At 54.3% G+C, this 23250-nt stretch carries 20 protein-coding genes, 2 tRNA genes and 1 pseudogene; 11 read left to right on the top strand and 12 right to left on the bottom strand.

Annotated features, from left to right (window positions below; translation table 11 throughout):
- Positions 1–44 precede the first annotated feature (44 nt).
- A pseudogene (locus H7A79_RS05230) lies at positions 45–657 on the bottom strand (IS1595 family transposase).
- 366 nt (positions 658–1023) lie between these two features.
- Positions 1024–2316, bottom strand: coding sequence for a 3-phosphoshikimate 1-carboxyvinyltransferase (gene aroA, locus H7A79_RS05225; RefSeq protein ID WP_187001259.1), 1293 nt, complete (start codon positions 2314–2316; stop codon positions 1024–1026).
- A gap of 234 nt (positions 2317–2550) precedes the next feature.
- Between aroA and dalD the strand changes: the two genes are divergently transcribed.
- Together dalD and H7A79_RS05215 are read left to right on the top strand one after the other, a co-directional pair.
- Entirely contained in the window at positions 2551–3918 is a 1368-nt protein-coding gene (gene dalD, locus H7A79_RS05220) for a D-arabinitol 4-dehydrogenase (protein WP_187001258.1), read from the top strand.
- Positions 3919–3987: 69 nt separating this feature from the next.
- Positions 3988–4305, top strand: a complete 318-nt coding sequence (locus H7A79_RS05215; RefSeq protein WP_353663632.1) for a hypothetical protein — start codon at positions 3988–3990, stop codon at positions 4303–4305.
- Between the two features lie 175 nt (positions 4306–4480).
- Here H7A79_RS05215 and H7A79_RS05210 read toward each other — a convergent pair.
- The 5 genes from H7A79_RS05210 to H7A79_RS05190 form a co-directional block, all read right to left on the bottom strand.
- Positions 4481–4557 (bottom strand) — tRNA-Asp (locus H7A79_RS05210).
- Between the two features lie 12 nt (positions 4558–4569).
- Positions 4570–4645: transfer RNA gene (locus tag H7A79_RS05205), tRNA-Val, on the bottom strand.
- Between the two features lie 183 nt (positions 4646–4828).
- A complete protein-coding gene (gene fabG / locus H7A79_RS05200) occupies positions 4829–5575 on the bottom strand; it encodes a 3-oxoacyl-ACP reductase FabG (protein ID WP_135033902.1) in 747 nt (248 codons plus the stop codon).
- 166 nt (positions 5576–5741) lie between these two features.
- On the bottom strand, positions 5742–6959 hold the full coding sequence (pncB, locus tag H7A79_RS05195) for a nicotinate phosphoribosyltransferase (protein ID WP_187001257.1): 1218 nt from the start codon (positions 6957–6959) through the stop codon (positions 5742–5744).
- Between the two features lie 118 nt (positions 6960–7077).
- On the bottom strand, positions 7078–7320 hold the full coding sequence (locus tag H7A79_RS05190) for a hypothetical protein (protein ID WP_187001256.1): 243 nt from the start codon (positions 7318–7320) through the stop codon (positions 7078–7080).
- 280 nt (positions 7321–7600) lie between these two features.
- Here H7A79_RS05190 and adhE point away from each other — a divergent pair, with 280 nt between their 5' ends.
- The gene (adhE, locus tag H7A79_RS05185) at positions 7601–10216 is read left to right on the top strand and encodes a bifunctional acetaldehyde-CoA/alcohol dehydrogenase (RefSeq protein ID WP_135033905.1); all 2616 of its coding nucleotides are present in this window, start codon (positions 7601–7603) and stop codon (positions 10214–10216) included.
- Between the two features lie 727 nt (positions 10217–10943).
- On the opposite strand, the gene H7A79_RS05180 is transcribed toward adhE, so the two are convergent.
- Both H7A79_RS05180 and H7A79_RS05175 read right to left on the bottom strand, forming a co-directional pair.
- The gene (locus tag H7A79_RS05180) at positions 10944–11081 is read right to left on the bottom strand and encodes a hypothetical protein (protein ID WP_187001255.1); all 138 of its coding nucleotides are present in this window, start codon (positions 11079–11081) and stop codon (positions 10944–10946) included.
- Between the two features lie 192 nt (positions 11082–11273).
- The gene (locus H7A79_RS05175; protein WP_187001254.1) at positions 11274–12584 is read right to left on the bottom strand and encodes a replication-associated recombination protein A; all 1311 of its coding nucleotides are present in this window, start codon (positions 12582–12584) and stop codon (positions 11274–11276) included.
- Positions 12585–12667: 83 nt separating this feature from the next.
- Here H7A79_RS05175 and H7A79_RS05170 point away from each other — a divergent pair, with 83 nt between their 5' ends.
- The 7 genes from H7A79_RS05170 (at position 12668) to H7A79_RS05140 (ending at position 17846) form a co-directional block, all read left to right on the top strand.
- Positions 12668–13276: a sugar O-acetyltransferase gene (locus H7A79_RS05170; RefSeq protein WP_209304392.1), complete on the top strand. Its 609-nt coding sequence runs from the start codon at positions 12668–12670 to the stop codon at positions 13274–13276.
- A gap of 33 nt (positions 13277–13309) precedes the next feature.
- The gene (locus H7A79_RS05165; RefSeq protein ID WP_135033311.1) at positions 13310–13663 is read left to right on the top strand and encodes a hypothetical protein; all 354 of its coding nucleotides are present in this window, start codon (positions 13310–13312) and stop codon (positions 13661–13663) included.
- Positions 13664–13757: 94 nt separating this feature from the next.
- Positions 13758–15170 (top strand): threonine synthase, encoded by a 1413-nt coding sequence (gene thrC / locus H7A79_RS05160; RefSeq protein WP_187001253.1) that lies wholly within the window; start codon positions 13758–13760, stop codon positions 15168–15170.
- 230 nt (positions 15171–15400) lie between these two features.
- On the top strand, positions 15401–15682 hold the full coding sequence (locus tag H7A79_RS05155; protein ID WP_187001252.1) for a hypothetical protein: 282 nt from the start codon (positions 15401–15403) through the stop codon (positions 15680–15682).
- A 370-nt stretch (positions 15683–16052) separates the two neighbouring features.
- Positions 16053–16217 (top strand): hypothetical protein, encoded by a 165-nt coding sequence (locus H7A79_RS05150; protein ID WP_246408084.1) that lies wholly within the window; start codon positions 16053–16055, stop codon positions 16215–16217.
- 454 nt (positions 16218–16671) lie between these two features.
- A complete protein-coding gene (locus H7A79_RS05145) occupies positions 16672–16941 on the top strand; it encodes a hypothetical protein (protein WP_246408082.1) in 270 nt (89 codons plus the stop codon).
- Positions 16942–17069: 128 nt separating this feature from the next.
- Positions 17070–17846: a ferredoxin--NADP reductase gene (locus H7A79_RS05140; RefSeq protein WP_135033908.1), complete on the top strand. Its 777-nt coding sequence runs from the start codon at positions 17070–17072 to the stop codon at positions 17844–17846.
- A gap of 243 nt (positions 17847–18089) precedes the next feature.
- On the opposite strand, the gene lipA is transcribed toward H7A79_RS05140, so the two are convergent.
- The 3 genes from lipA to H7A79_RS05125 all read right to left on the bottom strand — a co-directional run bounded on the left by lipA (position 18090) and on the right by H7A79_RS05125 (position 20272).
- Positions 18090–19073, bottom strand: a complete 984-nt coding sequence (lipA, locus tag H7A79_RS05135) for a lipoyl synthase (protein WP_187001630.1) — start codon at positions 19071–19073, stop codon at positions 18090–18092.
- 301 nt (positions 19074–19374) lie between these two features.
- A complete protein-coding gene (gene lipB / locus H7A79_RS05130) occupies positions 19375–19998 on the bottom strand; it encodes a lipoyl(octanoyl) transferase LipB (protein ID WP_187001251.1) in 624 nt (207 codons plus the stop codon).
- A 1-nt stretch (position 19999) separates the two neighbouring features.
- Entirely contained in the window at positions 20000–20272 is a 273-nt protein-coding gene (locus H7A79_RS05125; RefSeq protein WP_135033910.1) for a YbeD family protein, read from the bottom strand.
- Between the two features lie 418 nt (positions 20273–20690).
- Between H7A79_RS05125 and lon the strand changes: the two genes are divergently transcribed.
- A complete protein-coding gene (lon, locus tag H7A79_RS05120; protein WP_187001629.1) occupies positions 20691–23141 on the top strand; it encodes an endopeptidase La in 2451 nt (816 codons plus the stop codon).
- The last annotated feature ends 109 nt before the right edge of the window (positions 23142–23250 follow it).

Below are 23250 nucleotides of genomic sequence, written 5' to 3'. Positions count from 1 at the left end.
TATTGTGAACACGGCCTGAAACAATGAGGGCTTCCATTACAATATCAGGTAGGTATTTGGGAGCAGATTAAGTGTAAATAAAAAGTCTGTTTCGGTACACCGTTAAATTTAACCAAGCGGTTTTTGGCATAACCCCAAAACAATTCGATGCCGTTAATGTGTTGCGCACCCCGGGCGAACTCGTCTGCACCATGATGTACCCTGAAGTGCTTTTCACAGCCCATATCGACCAAGCCGTGATAGCCGCGCCAGCCGTCAGTATTGATGACAATTTCAACAGCAACCCGCCCTCGAATAACCTGTTGCAGTGTAGCTTTCGAAGTATCCGGCACGATTTCGGTATAGACTTTGTCGTCCCGTTTTAAGATGCCGAAAACAATGGTTTTGCCTCCCTCTCCCCCGCCCGCCCTCGGATGCGTTTGGAGCCGAAGTAGGATTCGTCCAGTTCGACCACACCGGCAGAGGGAGTTTGCCGTTCACATTCAGCAGCCATACGGCAACGCAGTTTGAGAAACAGATATTGGCACTTTGGGTACTGATGCCGGTGAGTCTGGCGGTATCGGAAGCGGTCAAATCAAGTGTGAAAAGGCGCAGGATTTGACGGAATTTTGATTCGGTAATTTTACTGAACTTTTGGTATTTGTTTTTAATAGGTATATCAGAAGCTTAACATCATTTTTGCTGATTTTGCTTCGTAAGCCCATTTTTGAATAATTTGCCCTGAACATCAAAGAAACAATAGCCGGTAATACTCTATTCTCTGCGCTGTTAAGACGGCATTTCCGATTTGTCTTTTGTGAATTAGGCGGCCAGCTTTGGCTCGCGTAGGCGGAAATTGTCAAAGCCGTGATGTGTGAAAGTGAGAGTGTTGGAAGTCGATGCTGAACAAACGCACTGTTTTCACCATGCGCCTGCATAGCACGGCGAAAAGCGGCAGTCTGCCTAATCGGGTTTCAAACACGGATTGTGTTGAAAGGCCGTCTGAATTGTGTTTTCAGACGGCCTTCATTTAAATGAACGGGTTTACTCTCTCAACGAAGCAAACAGGTCAAAATAAGTGGGGAAGGTTTTGTGTGTGCATTTCGGGTTGTTGATGACAACCGGCACGCCCAGCAGAGATACCAGCGAAAAACACATGGCCATGCGGTGGTCGTCATAGGTGTCGATTTCGGCGTTGGGTGTAAGCACGGCAGGCGGGGTGATGTGGATGGCTTCGGGTTCTTCAGCTACTTTTGCGCCCACTTTGCGCAGCTCGGCAGCCATGGCGGCGATGCGGTCGGTTTCTTTCACACGCCACGAGCCGATGTTGCGCAGCGAGCAGGGTGCGCCCGTGGCAAGGGCGGCTACGGCCAGCGTCATGGCGGCATCGGGGATGTGGTTGGCGTCTAAATCGAACGGCAGTACGGCTTGGCCGGCGGGGCGGGAAACTTCGATAAAGTTGTCGCCCCAAACCACGGCGGCTCCGATTTTTTCAAGCTCGTGCGCAAAAACTGCATCGCCCTGAATGCTGTTTTTACCGATGCCGGTAACGCGCACGGGTTGGCCGGAAAGCAGCCCGGCGGCGAGAAAGTAAGATGCGCTCGAAGCATCGCCTTCCACATAAATGTTTTCGGGCGCACGGTAGTGCGCGCCGGCGGAAATGTTGAATACGCGGTAGCCGTGGTTTTCTACGTTTACGCCAAACTGCGCCATCAGTTTGAGGGTGATGTCGATATAGGGTTTGGAAATCAGCCCGCCCACCATTTCTATGGCAAATGCCTCTCCGGTGAGCGGCAGTGCCATCAGGAGTGCGGTGAGAAACTGGCTCGACACATTGCCTTTGATCGGAATCGTGCGCACGCCGTTGTCGGCGCGCCCGTTAATTTGCAGCGGCGGGTAGTGTGTGTTGCCAAGATAGCGCACATCGGCGCCGGTGATGTGCAGGGCATCGATCAAGTCGCCGATGGGGCGCTCGTGCATACGCGGCACGCCGTGCAGGCGGTAGTTGCCGCCGAGTATGGCCAAAACGGCGGTGAGCGGGCGGAAGGCGGTGCCGGCATTGCCTAAAAACAGATCGGCGCTTTGGTTGGGAAAACGCCCGCCGCAGCCGTGTACTTTCAGACGGCCGTCTGAAAAAAATTCGAGCTTCACGCCGAGCGTTTGCAGGGCTTCAAGCATACGGTCGGTGTCGTCTGATTTGAGCAGCGAGTGGATTTCGCAGGTGTTGTCGGAGAGGGCGGCCAAGAGCAGCGTGCGGTTGCTGATGCTTTTCGAGCCGGGCAGGGCAACGGTGGAGGGTTTCAGGGCGGCGGCGGGCAGGCGGATGGATGCGGTCATTCGGGCGTTCTCTGCTGGAAATCGGTAAGGCCGTATTATGCCAAGAATCGGAGCCGGTGGAAAACCCGCCGGCGCGATGTTTCAGACGGCCTCATATATGGAACCGCTTTATTTCGCATGCCTGTTTTTTGCTTTCAAATTGTGCCACAATGGCCGGGTGTTTTATAACTTATTGATGTAAATAATATTATATTTTTTGAAATATTTGTATGACTGATAAAAGGAGTGCGCAACATGAGCAAAAACATTTGGTTTCATATCGGCTTGGGCAGCTTCCACCGCGCCCACCAGGCATGGTATCTCAACGAATTAATCAAGCAGGGAGACGACAGTTGGACGATTGCGGCCGGCAATATCCGCAACGACAGCGAACATACCATCGAAGCGCTGCGTGCGCAAAACGGCGAATATGTGCTGGAAACCGTCAGCCCGCGCGGCGAGCGTGAATATGAAGTGATCAAGTCTATCCGCAAGCTGATTCCGTGGCAGGCCGGTTTGGTGCCGCTGATTGAAGAGGGCGGGCGGGAGGCGGTTAAAGTGATTGCTTTCACCGTTACCGAGGCCGGTTATTATCTCGACAGCAATTTCAAACTGGTGCAGAACGACCCTGCGCTGAAAGCGGATTTAGCGGGTGGCAGCCAAACCATTTACGGCATTATTGCCAAAATCCTCAAAAAACGGATGCAGCTTGAAAACGGCGCCGTTACCTTGCTTTGCTGCGACAATGTGCGACACAACGGCGAGCGTTTTCACGACGGCTTGGTCGAGTTTCTCGGCCTGACCGGCCAAAACGACATCATCGAATGGATGAAAGCCAACGTAACCACCCCCAACACCATGGTAGACCGCATCGTGCCGCGCCCGGCCAAAGAGCTGCCGGCACGCGTTCAGGCGCAAACAGGCATTGCCGATAAAGCACCGGTAATGGGCGAAACCTTTACCCAATGGGTGATCGAAGATAATTTCAAAAACAATGTGCGCCCCGCGCTGGAGAAGGCGGGCGTAGAGCTGGTGGAGTCGGTGATTCCTTACGAAGAAGCCAAAATCCGCGTGCTCAATGTGCCGCACGCCGCCATTGCCTGGATGGGCACGCTGCTGGGCAAACTGTATATCCACGACAGCACCAATCTCGAAACCGCGCGCAAAATCGCCTACGATTATGTTACCGAAGACGTGATTGCCAGCCTCGGCAACAATTTAATCGACTTGGGCAAATACCGCGATGTGGTGCTGGAGCGGTTTACCAACCCCTATATCAAAGACACCAACCAGCGTGTGGCTGCCGATGGTTTTTCCAAAATTCCCGCCCAAATCCAGCCCACGCTGATTGAACGTTTCAAACAGGGCGCGCGCCCTGCGGCCACCGCCAAACTGCCTGCGCTGTTTTTCGTGTTTATGGAACGCTGGCACCAAGGCAGGCTGCCGTTTGCCTATCAGGACGGTATTCTTGACGAAGCTGCCGTACACGCCGTGTATGAGTCCGCCGATCCCGTGAAAGCCTTTGCCGCCGATCCGGCCCTGTTTGGCGAATTGGCAGGCAGGCCCGAGTTTGAAGCTCTGCTGCGCGAACAGATTGAGGAAGTGCGCAAACTGATAGCCTAACGGCGCAAAGGCCGTCTGAAGGGGAGCGTTGCCGGCTAAGCGGCAAACCCGTTTCAGACGGCCTATTTTATGCTCTGCCATACACGGGCTTTGTTAAGTAAAACAAATACATTTTATTTTCGACATAAGGCAGGCCCCAGACGGTGCAGGCAATACGGAACCGATTCTGCCGCCGCTTGGGAAGCCCGGCAAAACCGTACTCTTTGGGCTAAGAACGCCGCAGGCAATAAAGGGGTTCGCTATATTAAGAACGCCGCAGGCAATAAAGGGGTTCGCTATATTAAAAACCATGCCGCCCTGCCGACTCGGGGTATTCTGAAACAAGCCGCAAAAAAAACGCAAAAAACCAAACAGGCTTTCACGCCGAAACAGATCTTCAAGGGGTAGCCCGAATCAGGTATCCAAGCAAAAAACAGGGAATAAAAAACGGAGGAATGTAGGCAAGGCCGAGATTTGCCACCCTCTTGGCCGTCTGAAAACAGATTGCAGAGAACAGACAAATTTCAGAGAACAGAAAGAAAAAAGCACCGGTTTGAAACGGTGCTTTTTTCCGAAAAGGTTTTGGCGGAGTGGACGGGGCTCGAACCCGCGACCCCCGGCGTGACAGGCCGGTATTCTAACCAACTGAACTACCACTCCGCGCAAGAAACTTGGTGGGTGATGACGGAGTCGAACCGCCGACATTCTGCTTGTAAGGCAGACGCTCTACCAACTGAGCTAATCACCCGTTTTGCGTTGTGAGAAAGTGATTAAACCAAAATTCCCAAGTTTGTGCAAGCATTTTGATGCTGCTTCTTTGCACTTCCCGGCAAATGGTTAAAACTAAAAGAAATTACTTTTAGTCTTTACCTGCTGCCGCCCGGCAGGCAAAAGAGCAGGGCGGGCGGTACAAACCGGCAGCCCCTGCAGGCTAGGGCATCAGCATACCGCCGTTTACGTGCAGGGTTTGGCCGGTGATGTATTTGGCTTGGTCGCAAGCGAGAAACAGCACGGCATCGGCGATATCTTGTGCATCGCCGAATTTGCCCAGTGCCGTTTGCGCTTCAAACATTTTGCGGGTTTCTTCGGGTAGGGCACGGGTCATATCGGTGTCGATAAAGCCGGGGGCAACGCAGTTGACGGTGATGCCCCTGCTGCCGACTTCGCGCGCCATAGATTTGGAAAAGCCGATTAAGCCTGCTTTGGCGGCGGCATAGTTGGCCTGCCCGGCATTGCCCATAGCGCCGACAACCGAGGTGATGTTGATAATGCGGCCGCTGCGCTGCTTCATCATGCCGCGCAACACGGCTTTGCTGGCGCGGAACACGGCTTTGAGATTGACCTGCATGATGTCGTCCCATTCTTCTTCTTTCATGCGCATCAAGAGGTTGTCGCGGGTGATGCCGGCGTTATTGACGAGAATGTCGAGCTTGCCGGATTCTTTTTCGATGAGGGCAATCAGGTTTTCGATGCTTTCGGGTTCGGCGGCATCTAGGGCGCGGCCTTGTCCGCCCCATTGTGCGAGGCGTTCGCCGATGGCTTGGGCGCCGCTTTCGCCGGTGGCGGTGCCGATAACGGTGGCACCGGCAGCTGCCAGCGTGTCGGCAATCGCTGCGCCGATGCCGCGGGATGCGCCGGTAACGAGGGCAGTTTTGCCGCTTAAATCTTGTGAGCTCATGTGGTTTCCTTTGTGGTCGGTTTGGGGTTCAGACGGCCTTATATCATAAAATAAGGCGGGTTATCTATTTTGAGGCCGTCTGAAAACTTTTGGGCGGTCAGACAGGTTTGCCCGGTTTTTGATAGACGCAACAACCGCCTGAAATCTTTCAGACGGCCGGTCGGCTTTATGATTGGGGCGCGGGCACTTGGAATACTTGGCGCAAATAAGCAAGGAAGGTGTCGTTGTCGGTCATGGTTTTGCCGGGGCTGTCGGAAAGTTTGGCGACCGATTGGCCGTTGCATTCGACCAGTTTCAATACGATATTGAGCGTGGTATGCCCCAAATCGTTGGTGAAATTGGTGCCGATACCGAAACTGGTTTTGAAGCGGTTTTTGAAATATTGGTGCAGTGCCCATGATTTTTCGATATCGAGGCCGTCTGAAAAAGTGAGCATTTTGGTGCGGCTGTCGATTTTGAGTTTTTTGTAGTGCGCATAGGCTTTGTCGCCCCAAGTGTAGGGGTCGCCGCTGTCGTGGCGCAGGCCGTCAAACAGCTTGGCGAAATAGAGATCGAAATCGCGCAAAAATGCGTCCATACCCACCACATCGGTAAGGGCGATGCCGAGATCGCCGCGGTATTCGCGCACCCAGCTCTCGAGGGCGGCTTTCTGAAAATCGCGCAAGCGGACATCCAGCGCTTGAAAAGCCTGTAAAAATTCGTGTGCCATGGTGCCGATGGGGGTGATGCCGAGTTTTTTGGCGAGATAAACATTGCTGGTGCCGCGCATGATTTCGGGGGCGGCGGCGTAAAGGGTTGTGATAACGTGTTCCTGCCAGGCAAGGGTGTAGCGGCGGCGGGTGCCGAAGTCGGAAATCAGAAACGGCGGGGCGGCGGGGCTTTGCAAGGCGGCCAGCTGTTTGAGCCGCGCGGCTTTGGCCTGCAGGCGGCGCTCACCTTCGGCCAATACTTCGGGGGTTTCGAGGCGGCGGAAGTAGAGCTCGTTAACGATGGCGAGAATGTAAATTTCGAAAAACATCGCCTGTATCATCGGCCCTTCAACGCGGATGTTCAGACGGCCTGCTTTGTCGGTGGCAACTTTTACGAAACGGCGTTTGAGTTGGAACAGTTCGAGATAATCGACAAAATCGCTTTTGATAAAACGCAGGCTGCGCAGATAGTCCAGCTCGCTTTGGCTTAATTGCAGCCGGCACAGCCTGTCGAGTTCCTGTTCCAATTCGGTTTGGATTTCGGCCAGCGGATAAGCGGTTTGATCGTTGTTGCGGCAGCGGAATTCATACACGCCGTGGGCTTGCGGAAATTGATGCAGGATAACCTGCAACATGGTGAACTTGTATAAATCGGTATCGAGCAGCGATTGAATGATGGGGGGGCGTTGGGCCATGGAACGGTTCCCGTTTGGTTGGGCAGGCTGCCATTAAATCATGTTTCAAGGCGTTTGTGGGGATTCGGTAGAATGCCTGAGTCTGATTCTTTTCTTGTTTTGATTCTGCATGTGCGGCTTATGCCGGAAATTTCAGGACGGTTTTATACCGGGCAATGACCGGCAGAGCTTTTTCAAAATCAATGCCGAAAGCCGTCTGAAAAAAATGAAAGGTGTTTATATTACATAAACAATCTGATTTACCTGTTGAAATGTAATAATAATACATCATTGCTTTTCCATCCGGCCAAACAACCGGCACTAGCGGGGAGGGGCAGCAAAAAAACTTGCCATATTTACGCCGGCCGTCTGAAAAGCCCAACAAACGCATTCCTGCAGGGTATGAATGGCGGCACGCAGCTTTGAGGCATGGTTTTCGAGTACAGACAAAACTTCCCAAAACCCGCCATTTTTCCGTTTTTTGCATATTTCAGAAATATTATCCAATTCAACTGCTTAAAAACCAACAGTGAATCAGGCGGTGCTTTTCGTTAAAGTGCGGTGTTTATGACGCAAGTCAAGAATATTTGTAACAATATTACTTATACTGTATTTAATGAAAGTTTATTACTTTATTCCTTACTTCTTTTCAGGAGAACACTATGAATGCATCTGCCGATAAAACTGTCAGCCCTGCGGTAGCCGAAGTCAACCGCTTGGTCGAACAAGGCTTGGCCGCACTGGATCGGTTTCTCACACTCAACCAGGAACAAATCGACTATATCGTGGCCAAAGCTTCGATTGCCGCGCTCGACAAACACGGCGAGCTGGCCATGCACGCGGTGGAAGAAACCGGGCGCGGGGTGTTTGAAGACAAAGCCACCAAAAATTTGTTTGCCTGCGAAAATGTGGTGCGCCGCCTGCGCGATTTGAAAACCGTGGGCGTGATCAGTGAAGACGATGTAACCGGCATCACCGAGATTGCCGACCCCGTGGGCGTCATCTGCGGCATTATCCCCACCACCAACCCCACCTCCACCACCATTTTTAAGGCATTGATTGCGCTGAAAACCCGCAATCCGATTATCTTTGCCTTCCACCCTTCTGCCCAGCAATGTTCCGCCCACGCTGCGCGAATCGTCCGCGATGCCGCCATTGCCGCAGGCGCACCGGAAAACTGTATCCAATGGATTGAAAAACCTTCGATGGAAGGCACGTCTTCATTGATGAAACACCCGGGCGTGGCCACTATTTTGGCCACCGGCGGCAATGCCATGGTGGAAGCGGCCTATTCCTGCGGCAAGCCCGCGCTCGGCGTGGGTGCAGGCAATGTGCCCGCCTATGTGGAAAAATCTGCCGACATCAAACAGGCCGCCCACGACATCGTAATGTCCAAAGCGTTCGACAACGGCATGATCTGCGCCAGCGAGCAGGCGGTGATTGCCGACAAAGAAATCTATAACGAGTTGGCCGAAGAATTTAAATCTTACGGCGTGTATTTCGCCAACAAAAAAGAAAAAACGCTGCTGGAAGAATTTATTTTCGGCGTGAAGGCCAACAGCGCCAACTGCGGCGGTGCCAAACTCAATGCCTCGGTGGTGGGCAAACCTGCCGCCTGGATTGCCGAGCAGGCCGGTTTCAAAGTGCCTGAGCAAACCAACATTATTATAGTGGAATGCCGCGAAGTGGGCCCCAAAGAGCCGCTCACCCGTGAAAAACTCTCGCCCGTTTTGGCCATGCTGAAAGCCGAAACCACCGAAGAAGGCTTGAAATTTTCTGAAGAAATGGTGGAGTTTGACGGTTTGGGCCACTCCGCCGCCATTCATACGGCCGATCAAGAATTGGTGAAAACTTTCGGCGGGCGCGTGAAAGCCCTGCGGGTGATTTGGAACGCCCCTTCTTCATTCGGCGGCATCGGCGATGTGTATAACGCGTTCCTGCCCTCGCTCACCCTGGGCTGCGGCTCTTACGGCAAAAACTCTGTGGGCGGCAACGTCAGTGCCGTCAATCTGTTGAACATCAAAAAAATAGGCCGCCGGAGAAACAACATGCAATGGTTTAAAGTGCCCGCCAAAATCTATTTCGAGCGCGATTCCATCCAATATCTGCAAGATATGAAAGATTGCGAAAAAGTGATGATTGTTACCGACCGCTCCATGGTGGATTTGGGCTTTGTCGATAAAATCACCCACCAGCTGAGTCTGCGCAAAAACAAAGTTACCGTGCAGCTGTTTACCGATGTCGAAGCCGACCCGAGCGTGCAGACTGTGTATAAAGGCACCGACCTGATGCGCAGCTTCCAGCCCGACACCATTATCGCGCTGGGCGGCGGCTCGCCGATGGATGCGGCCAAAGCCATGTGGCTTTTCTACGAACAGCCGCAGGTTGATTTTGAAGACTTGGTGCAGAAATTCATGGACATCCGCAAACGCGCCTTCCGCTTCCCCGAGCTGGGGCGCAAAGCCAAGTTTATCGGCATTCCCACCACATCGGGCACCGGCTCCGAAGTAACGCCGTTTACCGTGATCAGCGACGGCGACAAAAAATACCCGATTGCCGATTATTCGCTCACCCCCACCATTGCCATCGTTGATCCCTCGTTTACGATGACCGTTCCCGCAAGCGTAACCGCCGACACAGGCATGGACGTGCTCACCCACGCAGTAGAAGCCTATGTTTCGGTGCTGGCCAACGATTTTACAGACGGCCTGGCGCTGCAGGCCATCAAGCTGGTGTTTGAATTTTTGGAACGCTCCTACAAAAACGGCGCAAGCGACCCCGAAGCCCGAGAAAGAATGCACAACGCCTCCACCATCGCCGGCATGGCATTTGCCAACGCATTTCTCGGCATCAACCACTCGCTGTCGCACAAAGTGGGCGGAAAGTTTCACACCGTTCACGGCCGCACCAACGCCATATTCCTGCCCCACGTTATCCGCTACAACGGCACACGGCCGCAGAAAACCGCCACCTGGCCGAAATACAACTACTACAGGGCCGATGTACGCTACCAGGAAATCGCCCGTATGCTCGGCCTGCCGTGCAGCACCCCGGCAGAAGGCGTGGAATCGTTTGCCCAAGCCTGCCACGATTTGGCGCACAGCGTAGGCATCAAAATGTCGTTCAAAGAGCAGGGCATCGATGAAAAAGCCTTCACCGCCGCCCGCAGAGAGCTGGCATTGATGGCCTATGAAGACCAATGCTCGCCCGCCAACCCGCGCCTGCCGATGGTGGCCGATTTGGAAGAAATCCTCACCAAAGCCTACTATGGCGGATAATATTCCTGCGCATTGACGATTGAGGCCGTCTGAAAACATGTTCAGACGGCCTCGAATTTAAAAAATGAAAAGCGCGGGTTTAAAAAAATGAAAATATCGATGCTTCAATATTTTCATCTGCCGCCGCCCGCAGGGAGTTGGCACTGATGGTTTATGAAGACCAATGCCCGCCCGCCAACCCGCGCCTGCCGATGGTGGCCGATTTGGAAGAAATCCCTACCAAAGCCTACTATGGCGGATAATATTCCTGCGCATTGACGATTGAGGCCGTCTGAAAACATGTTCAGACGGCCTCGAATTTAAAAAATGAAAAGCGCAGGTTTTTGCAATATTTGCAGGCTGGGGCGTTTGCAAAATTTAAAAACATGCACAGCAGGTTGCCGGCCGTCACGCATCTGCGGGCAAGAGGCCCGGCATTTGACATCTAAGCATCTGTTTATTCAATGCTTCAATATTTCATCTGATTCCGCCTGCGGTAATGACGGTATTTGCGCGTTTCAGACGGCCTGAAAGTATTTTTGCGAAGGCATCGGGTGTAGAACATCCCGGTGCTTTTGACACTTTTCGTTTCTTGCCTGAAGACCCGCTTCGGGGTTTTGAGGGTTGCCAAGTATGCCCAAAGGTACAACGAAGCTGCGCCGTTCTTGAAGATGCTCAAAAATCACAAACCATCGTTTCAGCAAAAAATAAAAGCGGTTTCACATAAAACTGTAAACAACCCGGCCTTTCAACAGCTCAGGCCGTCTGAATATCCGGGCGCGCTGATTTTCAGACGGCCTGCCATCAACCTGCTTTCTTGCTGCTGCCAAGCAGCAGAGCGCAGGCCGTACGAAACGGCTTCTGTTACCGCTTGGGCATCCGCCACGCCGTCTGTTTTGCGCCAAAAACAAGGCCGTAACAGAAATACCGTATTACCCAATCTGCCAAATTGGCGGTTGATAGCGGAAAACGGTTTGCGGCGTTTTTGAATATTGTTTTGAATATTGAATGTTGTGAAAGTCCCAACCGGTTTGCCTGCGCAGCCCCTGCCCTCAAACCTGCGGCTTCGGGGGGGGGGTTACTTTATGCCGCCTGCTTCATCGTCAAGCTGTTTGAGCCGGGCGAGTTTTTCACCGATTTTGATTTCGAGGCCGCGCGGCACGGGTTGGTAGAAATCCGGCTCGGCCAAACCGTCCGGCATGTAGCTTTCGCCGGCGGCATAGGCGTGCGGCTCATCGTGGGCGTAGCGGTATTCGCGGCCGTAGCCCAACTCTTTCATCATTTTGGTGGGGGCATTGCGCAGGTGTACGGGCACTTCGCCGGAGGCATTGCTTTTCACGAAAGCGCGCATTTGGTTGAAAGCCGTGTAGCCGGCATTGGATTTGGCAGCGGCAGCCAGATAGAGCACGGCCTGCGCCAGTGCCAGCTCGCCTTCGGGCGAACCCAGGCGTTCGTAGGCGGCGGCCGCTTCGTTGGCAATCTGCATGGCTCTCGGGTCGGCCAGGCCGATGTCTTCCCAAGCCATGCGCACGATGCGGCGGGCGAGATAGCGCGGATCGGCGCCGCCGTCCAGCATGCGGCAAAACCAATACAGCGCGGCGTTGGGGTGGGAGCCGCGCACGGATTTGTGCAGGGCAGAAATCTGGTTATAAAAACTCTCGCCGCCTTTGTCGAAGCGGCGGATTTGCGTGCCCAAGCTGTCGGCGAGAAACTCGGGGGTGAGTGCGTTCAGACGGCGGGTGGCGGCAGTGCGCAGCAGTTGTTCCAACAGATTCAGCAGCCGGCGCGCATCACCATCGGCAGCATGGCACAACAGTTCGCGGGCTTCGCCGTTAATGGCAAAGCCCTGATAATCGGGCAGGGCAAGCACTTTATCAATCAGTTGCTGCAAATCCTGCGCCGAGAGCGGCTGCAACACATACACCTGCGCACGGCTCAGCAGGGCAGAGTTCACTTCAAACGAAGGGTTTTCGGTGGTGGCGCCGATAAAGGTGAGCAGGCCGCTTTCCACATGGGGCAGAAACGCATCCTGCTGGGCTTTGTTGAAGCGGTGCACTTCATCGACAAACAAAATCGTTGCACGCTCCTGCTGCAGGGCGGTTTCGGCTTTCAAAATCGCTTCACGGATGTCTTTCACCCCTGAAAACACGGCCGAAACGGGTAGAAACTGAGCATGGAAACTCTGCGCCAAAATTCTCGCCAGCGTGGTTTTGCCCACACCCGGCGGCCCCCACAGCAGCATCGAATGCGGCTTGCCGCTTTCCACCGCCACCCGCAGCGGTTTGCCTTCGCCGATTAAATGCTGCTGGCCGATCACTTCTTCGAGAGAGTGCGGGCGCAGGCGTTCGGCAAGCGGGGCATCGGGAGGGCGGGTAAACAGGTCCGGCATGGCATTGTTCCGTTACTAAAGTTTCCCCGCATTATAAGCCCGATACGGTACAATGGCGCCTGTTTTGTTTCAGACGGCCTCCGATGATGAAAAGCGAATGCGAAAAGATGCTCTCCGGTATGCCGCACAATGCGTTGGCTGCCGGTTTGGCTGCCTGTCGCAACCGCGCCAAAGAGCTGCTGCACGACTATAATGTCTGCACCCGCCCGGGCGACACGGCCGCGCGCGAAGCGATTATCCGCCGCCTCTTCGGCAAAGCAGGTAAAGACGTGTTTATCACCCAGCCGTTTTACTGCGATTACGGCACCTATATCGAAGTGGGCGACGGTTTTTATACCAATTTCAACTGCATTATGCTCGATGCAGGCGGTATCACCATCGGCAACGGCGTGCTGCTGGCGCCCAACGTGGGGCTGTACACCGTGGGGCATCCGCTGGATGCGGATTTGCGCGCCCAAGCCTATGAAGATGCCAAGCCGATTGTGATTGGCGATAATGTATGGATAGGAGCGCAGAGCATCATTCTAGGCGGCGTTACCATTGGCAGCAACACCGTGGTGGCCGCAGGCAGCCTGGTCTGCAAAGATCTTCCCGCCAATGTTTTGGCGATGGGTTCGCCCTGCCGCACCGTGCGGGCCATCACTGAAGCAGACAGAGCGGCCTATCTGGCCAGAATCCGCGCCGCCGGATAAACATTTTTACCACTTGTTTGAAAAAGGGAAACCATGAAAAAAATCATTGCACTGCCGTTGGCTTTACTGCTTGCCGCCTGTGCGGCAGACGGCAATATCAACAGCGGTTTGGGCATGGGCAACGCTTTGGTGAAGGCAGCCCTAGACAACCAATGCCGCGCCGAACTCAACAAACGCAACGAATGGCGCTTGATCGCGTTGGCGATGACGGCCGAAAAACAGCAGGAATGGGAAAACAAAATCTGCGGCTGCGCCAGCGAAGAAGCCCCCAACCAGATAACCGCCAACGAAATGGTGCAGATTGTCAATCCTGCTACCCGCGCGCAGGCCGCAGCCTCGGTAACCGCCAAAACCGTAACCGCCTGCGTGAAGCGTTTATACCGTTAATCTTGTTTCAGACGGCCTGCCCGCATACCGCAGGCCGTCTGAAAACCTATGATGCCCTCCGGCGTATTTGCCCGATGATTGAAGAAACCGAGCCATGAAATATATCAGCACCCGCGGAGCCACCGCACCCAAACCGTTCAGCGAAGTATTATTGATGGGGCTTGCGCCCGATGGCGGCCTGATGCTGCCCGAGCATTATCCGCAAATCGATGCGGCAACCCTGCAGCAATGGCGCGGCCTGAGTTACCCCGAGCTGGCGTTTGAAATCATCAGCCTGTTTGCTACCGATATTCCCGCCGCCGATTTGCGCAATATTATCAACCGCACCTATACCGCCGAAATTTTCGGCAGCGCCGAAATCACACCCGTGCGCACACTTTCAGACGGCATCAAAATCCAAGCCCTTTCCAACGGCCCCACGCTGGCGTTTAAAGACATGGCCATGCAGTTTTTGGGCAATGCGTTTGAATATGTGCTGGCCAAAGCAGGCAGGCAGCTCAACATTCTCGGCGCCACCAGCGGCGACACCGGCTCCGCCGCCGAATACGCCCTGCGCGGCAAAAAAGGCATAAACGTGTTTATGCTCTCGCCTGAGGGCAAAATGAGCAGTTTCCAACGCGCGCAGATGTTCAGCCTGCAAGACGCAAACATCCACAATATCGCCGTTCAGGGCATGTTTGACGACTGCCAAGATATCGTAAAGGCCGTGCAGAACGATGCCGCCTTCAAAGCGCAACACCACATCGGCACCGTCAATTCCATCAACTGGGGGCGCATCGTGGCGCAAGTGGTGTATTACTTCGCCGGTTATTTCAAAGCTACCGAAACCAACGCGCAAAAAGTGAGTTTCTGCGTGCCCAGCGGTAACTTCGGCAACATCTGCGCAGGCCATATCGCCCGCCAGATGGGGTTGCCCATCCGCCGTCTGATTGCCGCTACCAACGAAAACGATGTGCTTGACGAATTTTTCAAAACCGGTGTTTACCGCCCGCGCACCGCCGAACACACCCACGTTACCTCCAGCCCCTCGATGGACATTTCCAAAGCCTCCAACTTCGAGCGTTTCGTGTTTGACCTGACAGGCAGAAACGCAGCACAAATCCGGGCATTATGGGCAGAAGTCGGCAGCGGCAAAGGTTTTGATTTGTCGGAAAAACTGCCGGAGATTCATGAAAAATACGGCTTTGCCTCCGGCCGAAGCAGCCACCGCAACCGCTTGGACACCATTGCTGATGTTTACCGCAGCGGCGGCGGATTGATTGACCCGCACACTGCAGACGGCATCCAAGTGGCGCGCGAAGTGCGCCAAGCGGGTGAAACCATCGTCTGCCTCGAAACCGCCCTGGCCGCCAAATTTGAAGACACCATACACGAAGCCGCAGGCAGCGTAACCGTGCCGCGACCCGCCGCCCTCGAAGGCTTGGAGCAACTGCCGCAACGCGTTCAAACCGTGCCGAATAATGCCGATATTGTCAAAACCATTATCCGGGAAACGTTGGAAAAATAAAGGTGTACGCGTACAGGCCGTCTGAAAAAACCAGAGACTTGTTTACTTGCGGAAACGGTGTTACCGGTTTCTTTCGGAAACTGCGTTTTGGCTTCGCAGAAACTGGTTTCCTTCGGAAACGGCGTTTTCAGACGGCCTCTGATGCCGTGGAGCCGTTTGCTCGGGCAGGCCAAGCATGGCAGCAAAGGGAAAAATATGAGGGCAGAACACAGCAGCGCACAAGCACGCACTTGGCACTTGGCTGCGGCAAATGGCTGTTTACGCCTTGCACCGAAGATGAGAGCCGTGCTTGGACGGTTCAATGGCTGCGGGAGGAAGATGAAAAAACGGCGGCAAAACCCACTGCCGCTTATCTGCCAAGCTTCCGCAGGCATAACCGGCCGGCGTTTTGGCTGAAAGCGGCTGCATCGGTAAACAGCGGGCAAAACAGCATCCGTATTCACGAGATTATGTTTTATCGGGAAAACGAAAGCTGCCGCCCCGCTGATTTTCTCGATGCCTTGTTTCCTTAACGCTTCTGCCGGAAAACCGGTAGGGAACACGGCGGCACAAGCGGTGCTTGCAACCTGCCGTTGGATATGGGTAATCCGTTTGCGGCACCGCAGCAGAAGCTATGCCCGGCATTGCGGCGCAAACCCGATGCCGTCTGAACGCTCCGGCAGCAACCGGCAAACTGCGGCGGTCGATATTATGATACGAAACATTTTATTTAGAACTCGGCATTTGTTCGCATCACCGTTTTGGGCGGATCCGCAAGCCCGCTTTGGTGAAGCCTGCCGGCCTTGTGTTCAGACGGCCTGTTGCTGAAGCCGTCTGAAAAAACAGCGCGGTATGGCTGCCCGGGTAGGGCAAATAACCTTATTGGGCACTGTAGCAGATTAGATGAACAATATGGCTGATTATCAACAAAATACATTTTCCGATGCGCCGCTGCCCATTTCCGGCACGGGGCAGCCGGAGAAAAAGCCCGGAAACAGAAAGCCGGCCGCCCGATTACCACAGCGAATTATCGCGGCTTTCTGCCCGCCAGCAGGGGGCTGCGATTGACCGCTATATATTGGATAACGGCGAAACGGTGTGGATCCGCAAAGCCGGCAAGAGAAATGCCGCATGGCGTTACGCGCTTTTGGCGCTGCCTGCGAAGATGCTGCAACTGCGCGTGCTGACCCATGTACCCAATTTGTGGGCAGCAACCCGAGCATTGCCGCCGGAGCTGCCAGGCTGCGTGAGCTTGCGGCATCGGGGGGCGTTCCCCCTCTTTTGGCCGTACAGGAAAATTCTCTGATGATGGGGCATCTCTGCGGCAGGCCGTTGCAGGATGTTATCGCGGAAGAAGCCGCTGCGGGCAGCCTTAGTGCATGGCGGCAGCAGGGCTTGGCGGCCAATTGGCAGCCTTCATGGCCGGGGGGCAGTATGCCAGCCAGGCTTTTGCGCGGAACATGATGTTGGACGATGCCGGCAATATCGGTTTTTTGATTTTGAAGACGACCCCGCAAGTGTATTGGCGAGGGCCGACTGCCGCGATTGGCTCTGTTATCTGCATTCCACCCTGTTGCCGTTGGCGCGCAACGGCCTGTTGGATGAGGCGGCGGCAATTTGGCGCATATATTTCGAGAGACTGCCCGATCGCCATGCCGCTGTTTTGAGCCGCACCCTGCGCTATATTTATTGGATGCGGCGGCTGAAAAACCGCCGCTGGGGGCGCGATCCGCTGCAATTGGCGGCATTGGCCGAATTTTCTGCCGTTTCAGGCATGATGCAGCGGCGTTGATAAAGATTGTGGGCATAATTCTTTTTGTTTAAAATCAGATTAACATTGACAGCCTGCCCGAACAGCAGGCATTTTCAAACGTTTCAGAGCCGTTTTCAGACGGCTTCCTATTTCAGAAAGCAATCATCATGGCAGCATTCAACACCCAGAAAGTTTTATCCGTACACCATTGGACAGACTCCTATTTCACCTTCACCTGCACCCGCGATGATTCGCTGCGTTTTGAAAACGGCCAGTTTGTAATGGTGGGTTTGATGGTGGACGGCAAACCGCTGATGCGCGCATACAGCGTAGCCAGCGCAAATTGGGAAGAACATCTCGAATTTTTCAGCATCAAAGTGCCTGACGGCCCCCTGACCAGCCGTCTGCAGCATCTGAAAGTAGGCGATGAAGTTTTAGTGAGCAAAAAACCCACCGGCACCCTGATTTGCGGCGACCTCAACCCCGGCAAAAACCTTTACCTGCTTTCCACCGGCACCGGCATCGCGCCGTTTTTAAGCATCACCAAAGACCCGGAAGTTTATGAACAGTTTGAAAAAGTAATTCTGGTACACGGCGTGCGCTACAAAAAAGATTTGGCCTATTACGACCGTTTCACCCGAGAGCTGCCCGAACACGAATATCTGGGCGAACTGGTCAAAGAAAAACTGATTTACTACCCCGTGGTATCGCGCGAAGAATACCCGCACCGCGGCCACATCACCGACCTGATGAGAAGCGGCAAAATGTTTGCCGACATCGGCCTGCCGGTGATGAACCCCGAACACGACCGCGCCATGCTGTGCGGCAGCCCCGCCATGCTGAAAGACACCGGCACAGTGTTGGAGGAATTCGGTCTGCAGGTTTCGCCGAAAATGGGCCAGCGCGGCGACTATCTGATTGAGCGCGCGTTTGTGGATCAATAACCCGCCGCAGTAAACATCAGGCCGTCTGAAAGTTGTTTTTCAGACGGCCTGATGCTTTAAAAACAGGATGATGGTGAATCCACTGTATTTCCGCTACCCGGCACGCAGGCCAAACGATAGCGGCATGGCCGAGCCGGTTATGCTGCCGCTTCGGCAGCCGGCGAAACCACTCTCTTGGTGGTGGGGCGGGATGCAGCCCCGCAACAGTAACCCGCAGCAGGAAATAGAGCGGGGCACTATCATTTAAAGACTGTTTGAAACGTTTTCCCGCAAAGCCTGGGAGGCCTGCTCGTCGGCGTGGTAAGAGCTTCTGACCATCGCGCCGACGGCGGCATTGGTGAAGCCCATTGCGTAGGCCTCTTGCTCGAATGTTTTGAACTGCGCGGGGGTAACATAGCGTAAAACGGGCAGGTGGCCGTCTGAAGGTTGCAGGTATTGGCCGACAGTAATCATTTCGATATTGTGCGCGCGCATATCGCGCATGATTTCGCGCACTTCTTCATCGGTTTCGCCCAAGCCGACCATAATGCCCGACTTGGTGGGGATATCGGGCTGCATTTCTTTATAGCGGCGCAAGAGTTCGAGCGAGTGCCGGTAATTGGAACCCGGGCGCGCCTGTTTGTAGAGGCGGGGATGGGTTTCGAGATTGTGGTTCATCACATCGGGCGGAGTTTGGGAAAGAATATCCAAAGCAATATCGAGACGGCCGCGGAAATCGGGCACTAAAATTTCAATCTTGGTTTGCGGGCTTTTTTCGCGGATGGCGCGGATGCAGTCGGCGAAATGTTGGGCACCGCCATCGCGCAGGTCGTCGCGGTCAACCGAGGTTATCACCACATAGCGCAGTTTCATGGCGGCTACGGATTCGGCCAGATTTGCAGGTTCGGCCGGATCGAGCGGGTTGGGGCGGCCGTGGCCGACATCGCAGAACGGGCAGCGGCGGGTGCAGATGTCGCCCATAATCATAAAGGTGGCGGTGCCTTTGCTGAAGCATTCGCCGATGTTGGGGCAGCTGGCTTCTTCGCACACGGTGTGCATTTTCTGATCGCGCAAAATATTTTTGATTTCAAAAAATTTTTTACCCGTGGGCAGCTTGGCGCGTATCCATTCGGGCTTTTTGAGCTTTTCTTCCAGCGGCACCACTTTGATGGGAATGCGTGCGGTTTTGGCGGCACCTTTGTATTTGACGCCTTGGGTATTGTTGGATTTGACGGTTTCGTTGTTCATGTCTGACATATTTCTGTTATCGGTTGGGCGGAGGCCGGTTTGGTTTCGGGGAAGGCGCAAGGCTGTATTGTAAAGCATAAGCACGGCCGGTGCGGTGTTCTTTTTGTGCATCGGCAACGGCGGCCTTTTATGGGATAGGGCAGGGTAAAGTGTCTGCCCGGCCCGCGCGGTTTGCTGTTTTCAACCGCAAAGCCGTGTGTGCCGGCCGGGGGGCTATACCGTAAACTGGTGCAGGGAGCCGGCAATATCCGCAAACAGACACGGCCGGCGTTTTCTAAAGCTGTGTATCGGAAAATAATTTTCAGACGGCCTCTGCGGCAGGCGCTTCCAGTTTTTGCTGTAAATGCGCAGTCAGTTTTCCGGCCACCTCGGCAAGCGGCGGGCAGGGTGAGAGGAAATCGGCCATCTGAACCATTTCCATGCCGGCGTAGCCGCAGGGGTTGATGTGCAGAAAAGGCGATAAGTCCATATCGATATTCAAGGCCAGGCCGTGATACACCGAGCCGTTTTTAATCCGCAATCCCAAAGAGGCGATTTTGCGCCCGTTTACATATACCCCCGGGCGTTGCGGGTCGGCCGCAGCATTGATGCCGTATTCGGCCAGCGTGGCGGTAATGCTGTTTTCAAGCGCACTCACAATACTGCGCACGCTGGTTTTGCGGCGTTTGAAATCGATGAGGGTGTAAACCACCAATTGACCGGGGCCGTGGTAGGTGATTTGCCCGCCCCGGTCAATCTGCACAACGGGTATGCTGCTGTGCCGCAGCAGATGCTCGGGCTTGCCCGCCAAACCTTGCGTAAACACGGGCGGATGCTCAACCACCCATAGCTCGTCTTCGGTTTGGGCTGTACGCCGGGCATTGAAGGCTTTCATGGCTTCGAACACGGGCTGGTAATCCGCCAGGCCGAGATACACGGTTTTCATGCTACAGCACCATTTTCACCAGCTCGTGGCCGGTAAGCCCGCGGTAGATATCGTTCAACTGCTCTTGGTTCTGCACATTGACCGCTTCCACTGTGGCGCCCAGATAATTGCCTTTGCTGCTGGCGCGCACGCTGATATGGTGCGCCCGGGTTTCGGGTGCATGTTTCTGCACGCAGGCCAGTACGGACGAAGTAAATTCGGGATGCTGGATTCCCATCACTTTAATGGTGAAGTTGCAGGGAAAGTCGATTAAAGAAGGGTTTTGTCCGGACATAGTGTTTCCTTAAAAAGGCCGGGGCGTGTCATCAGAAGGCCGGCCCAAAAACAAGCAAGATTGAATATCTTGCGGGCATTTTCAACGCTGCAGGCGTGGATTTTACCCCCCAATACTGCCGTAACGTACCAGGTGGTACGACCTAATCAGGCCGTCTGAAAAAATTTCACTTTTCAGACGGCCTGATACATTTTCGGCAATATTTTAACGCAAACACGGCGGGCAATCCATTATACTGCCGTCTGAAAAGGCATTTTGAAGAGATAAGCGGCAAGACTTGAAATAGCAGGCTGCCAGCCCCATGTGGGCGGCAATCCGACAAACAATCGTGGATTTGCATTTTCGCCGCAAGACCGATGCACAGCAACGCCGTCACGGAAATGTTGCAGCAACCACTTGAATGAATAGAGACAAAGATATGGCAACAAACAAGCATTCTGAGGAATATGCCGTTTTGGCAACCTTGCCGCTGAGGGACGTGGTGGTTTATCCGCACATGGTGCTGCCCTTGTTTGTGGGGCGCGAAAAATCCATTGCGGCACTCGATTCGGCCATGGCCAAAGACGAACCGGTGTTTCTGCTCGCCCAGCGCGACCCCAACGAAGAAAATCCCGGTGCCGGAGATTTGCATAAAATGGGCACGGTAGCCCAAGTGATGCAGGTGTTGAAGCTGCCGGACGGCACCGTGAAAGTGCTGGTGGAAGGTATCCGCCGCGGCCGCGCCCTCCATGTGGAAGACAACGGCGAACTGTTTGTTTCGCATGTGGAATCCGCCGAAGACACCGATGCCGACATTCCTGATATGGAAGCCCTGCGCCGCACCTTGCTGTCGCAGTTCGACCAGTTTGCCAAACTGAACAAAAAAATTCCGGCCGAAGTGATCGGCACCATCCACGGCATCTCCGACAACAGCCGCTTGGTCGACACCGTTGCCGCCCACCTGCAACTCAAACTCGAACAGCGCCAAGACGTATTGGGCATGGTCAGCATTGCCGGGCGCATGGAATACCTGCTTGGCCAGCTTGAAGCCGAACTCGACATCATGCAGGTAGAAAAACGCATCCGCGGCCGCGTGAAACGCCAAATGGAAAAATCGCAGCGCGAGTATTATCTTAACGAACAGGTAAAAGCGATTCAGAAAGAATTGGGCGAAGAAGACGAACGCGGCGAACTCGAAGCGCTGGAAAAGCAGATTAAAGAAGCCGGCATGAGCAAAGAAGCCGAAGAAAAATCTCTTTCCGAGCTGAAAAAACTGAAAATGATGCCGCCTATGTCGGCAGAGTCTACCGTGGTGCGCAACTACATCGACACCCTTCTGGAATTGCCGTGGAAGAAAAAATCGCGCGTGAGCAAAGATTTGGCCAAAGCCGATTTGGTGCTCAACGCCGACCACTACGGCTTGGAAAAAGTCAAAGAGCGCATTTTGGAATATTTGGCCGTGCAAAAACGCATGGATAAAATCAAAGGACCGATTCTGTGCCTGGTCGGCCCTCCGGGTGTGGGCAAAACCTCGCTGGGCGAGTCTATCGCCAAAGCCACCGGCCGCCAATATGTGCGCATGGCCTTGGGCGGTGTGCGCGATGAAAGCGAAATCCGCGGCCACCGCCGCACCTATATCGGCTCGATGCCGGGAAAAATCCTGCAGAACATGGCCAAAGCCGGCGTGAAAAACCCGCTGTTTCTGTTGGATGAAATCGACAAACTCGGCAGCGATTTCCGCGGCGATCCCGCCAGTGCCCTGCTCGAAGTGCTCGATCCCGAACAAAACAATAAGTTTGCCGATCACTACGCCGAAGTGGATTACGACCTGAGCGATGTGATGTTTATCGCCACTTCCAACAGCCTCAATATTCCGCACGCGCTGCTCGACCGCATGGAAATCATCCGCTTGTCGGGCTACACCGAAGACGAAAAAATCAATATCGCCATGCAGTATCTGGTACCCAAACAAATGAAGCGCAACGGCGTGAAAGAGGGCGAGCTGGAAATTGCCGAAAGCGCGGTGCGCGACATCATCCGTTATTACACCCGCGAAGCAGGCGTGCGCTCGCTTGACCGCGAGATTGCCAAAATCTGCCGCAAAGTGGTGATGCAGATTACGCTGGCTGCCGACAAGAAAACCGCTGCCGCCGTGAAAGGCCGTCTGAAAGCCAAAACCGTGAAGGTAACCGAAAAAAACCTCCACAATTATTTGGGTGTGCGCCGATTCGACTACGGCGTGGCCGAAGACGAAAACCGCATCGGCCAAGTTACCGGGCTGGCGTGGACGGAAGTGGGCGGCGAACTGCTCACTATCGAGGCTGCAGCTTTACCAGGAAAAGGCAACATCATCCGAACCGGCCAACTGGGCGATGTGATGAAAGAGTCGGTTTCCGCCGCTTGGAGCGTGGTGCGCTCGCGCGCCGAAACAGTCGGACTTGCCCCTGACTTCTACGAGAAAAAAGACATCCACATACACGTTCCCGAAGGTGCCACCCCCAAAGACGGCCCCAGCGCAGGCATTGCCATGACGCTGGCGATGGTATCGGCATTTACGCAGATTCCCGTGCGCGCCGATGTGGCAATGACCGGGGAAATCACCTTGCGCGGCGAGGTACTGCCCATCGGCGGTTTGAAAGAAAAACTGCTGGCGGCATTGCGTGGCGGCATCAAGCATGTGCTGATTCCGAAAGATAACGTGAAAGACTTGGAAGAAATTCCCGACAATGTGAAGGAAGGCCTGACTATCCACCCGGTGAAATGGATAGACGAAGTTTTGGCTTTGGGTTTAGAGCATCAGCCTGAGCCGTGGAAAACCGAAAAAAATGCCGCCGAGGCCGTATTGACGGGCACTGAAAACCAGTCAAGCACAAAAGCAACCAAACATTGAATCTGTAGGAATGTGTTGTAAAAGATGCGGTTGTTGTGAAGAAAGCCTGCAAAAGCGCAATATTCCGCATCTTTTCGCTTGACACAGCGATTTTAGGCTTGCTATAAAG

Origin of the sequence: Neisseria musculi, from assembly GCF_014297595.2 — a bacterium.
Lineage (GTDB): Bacteria > Pseudomonadota > Gammaproteobacteria > Burkholderiales > Neisseriaceae > Neisseria > Neisseria musculi.
The sequence above is the reverse complement of the archived record's forward strand: the minus strand, read 5'-3'. Positions and strand labels throughout refer to the sequence as shown.

Coding starts and splice junctions, on each gene's coding strand:
- aroA (WP_187001259.1), bottom strand. CDS start 2,316: ATGACCGCATCCATCCGCCTGCCCGCCGCCGCCCTGAAACCCTCCACC.
- dalD (WP_187001258.1), top strand. CDS start 2,551: ATGAGCAAAAACATTTGGTTTCATATCGGCTTGGGCAGCTTCCACCGC.
- H7A79_RS05215 (WP_353663632.1), top strand. CDS start 3,988: ATGCTCTGCCATACACGGGCTTTGTTAAGTAAAACAAATACATTTTAT.
- fabG (WP_135033902.1), bottom strand. CDS start 5,575: ATGAGCTCACAAGATTTAAGCGGCAAAACTGCCCTCGTTACCGGCGCA.
- pncB (WP_187001257.1), bottom strand. CDS start 6,959: ATGGCCCAACGCCCCCCCATCATTCAATCGCTGCTCGATACCGATTTA.
- adhE (WP_135033905.1), top strand. CDS start 7,601: ATGAATGCATCTGCCGATAAAACTGTCAGCCCTGCGGTAGCCGAAGTC.
- H7A79_RS05175 (WP_187001254.1), bottom strand. CDS start 12,584: ATGCCGGACCTGTTTACCCGCCCTCCCGATGCCCCGCTTGCCGAACGC.
- H7A79_RS05170 (WP_209304392.1), top strand. CDS start 12,668: ATGATGAAAAGCGAATGCGAAAAGATGCTCTCCGGTATGCCGCACAAT.
- H7A79_RS05165 (WP_135033311.1), top strand. CDS start 13,310: ATGAAAAAAATCATTGCACTGCCGTTGGCTTTACTGCTTGCCGCCTGT.
- thrC (WP_187001253.1), top strand. CDS start 13,758: ATGAAATATATCAGCACCCGCGGAGCCACCGCACCCAAACCGTTCAGC.
- H7A79_RS05150 (WP_246408084.1), top strand. CDS start 16,053: ATGAACAATATGGCTGATTATCAACAAAATACATTTTCCGATGCGCCG.
- H7A79_RS05140 (WP_135033908.1), top strand. CDS start 17,070: ATGGCAGCATTCAACACCCAGAAAGTTTTATCCGTACACCATTGGACA.
- lipA (WP_187001630.1), bottom strand. CDS start 19,073: ATGAACAACGAAACCGTCAAATCCAACAATACCCAAGGCGTCAAATAC.
- lipB (WP_187001251.1), bottom strand. CDS start 19,998: ATGAAAACCGTGTATCTCGGCCTGGCGGATTACCAGCCCGTGTTCGAA.
- H7A79_RS05125 (WP_135033910.1), bottom strand. CDS start 20,272: ATGTCCGGACAAAACCCTTCTTTAATCGACTTTCCCTGCAACTTCACC.
- lon (WP_187001629.1), top strand. CDS start 20,691: ATGGCAACAAACAAGCATTCTGAGGAATATGCCGTTTTGGCAACCTTG.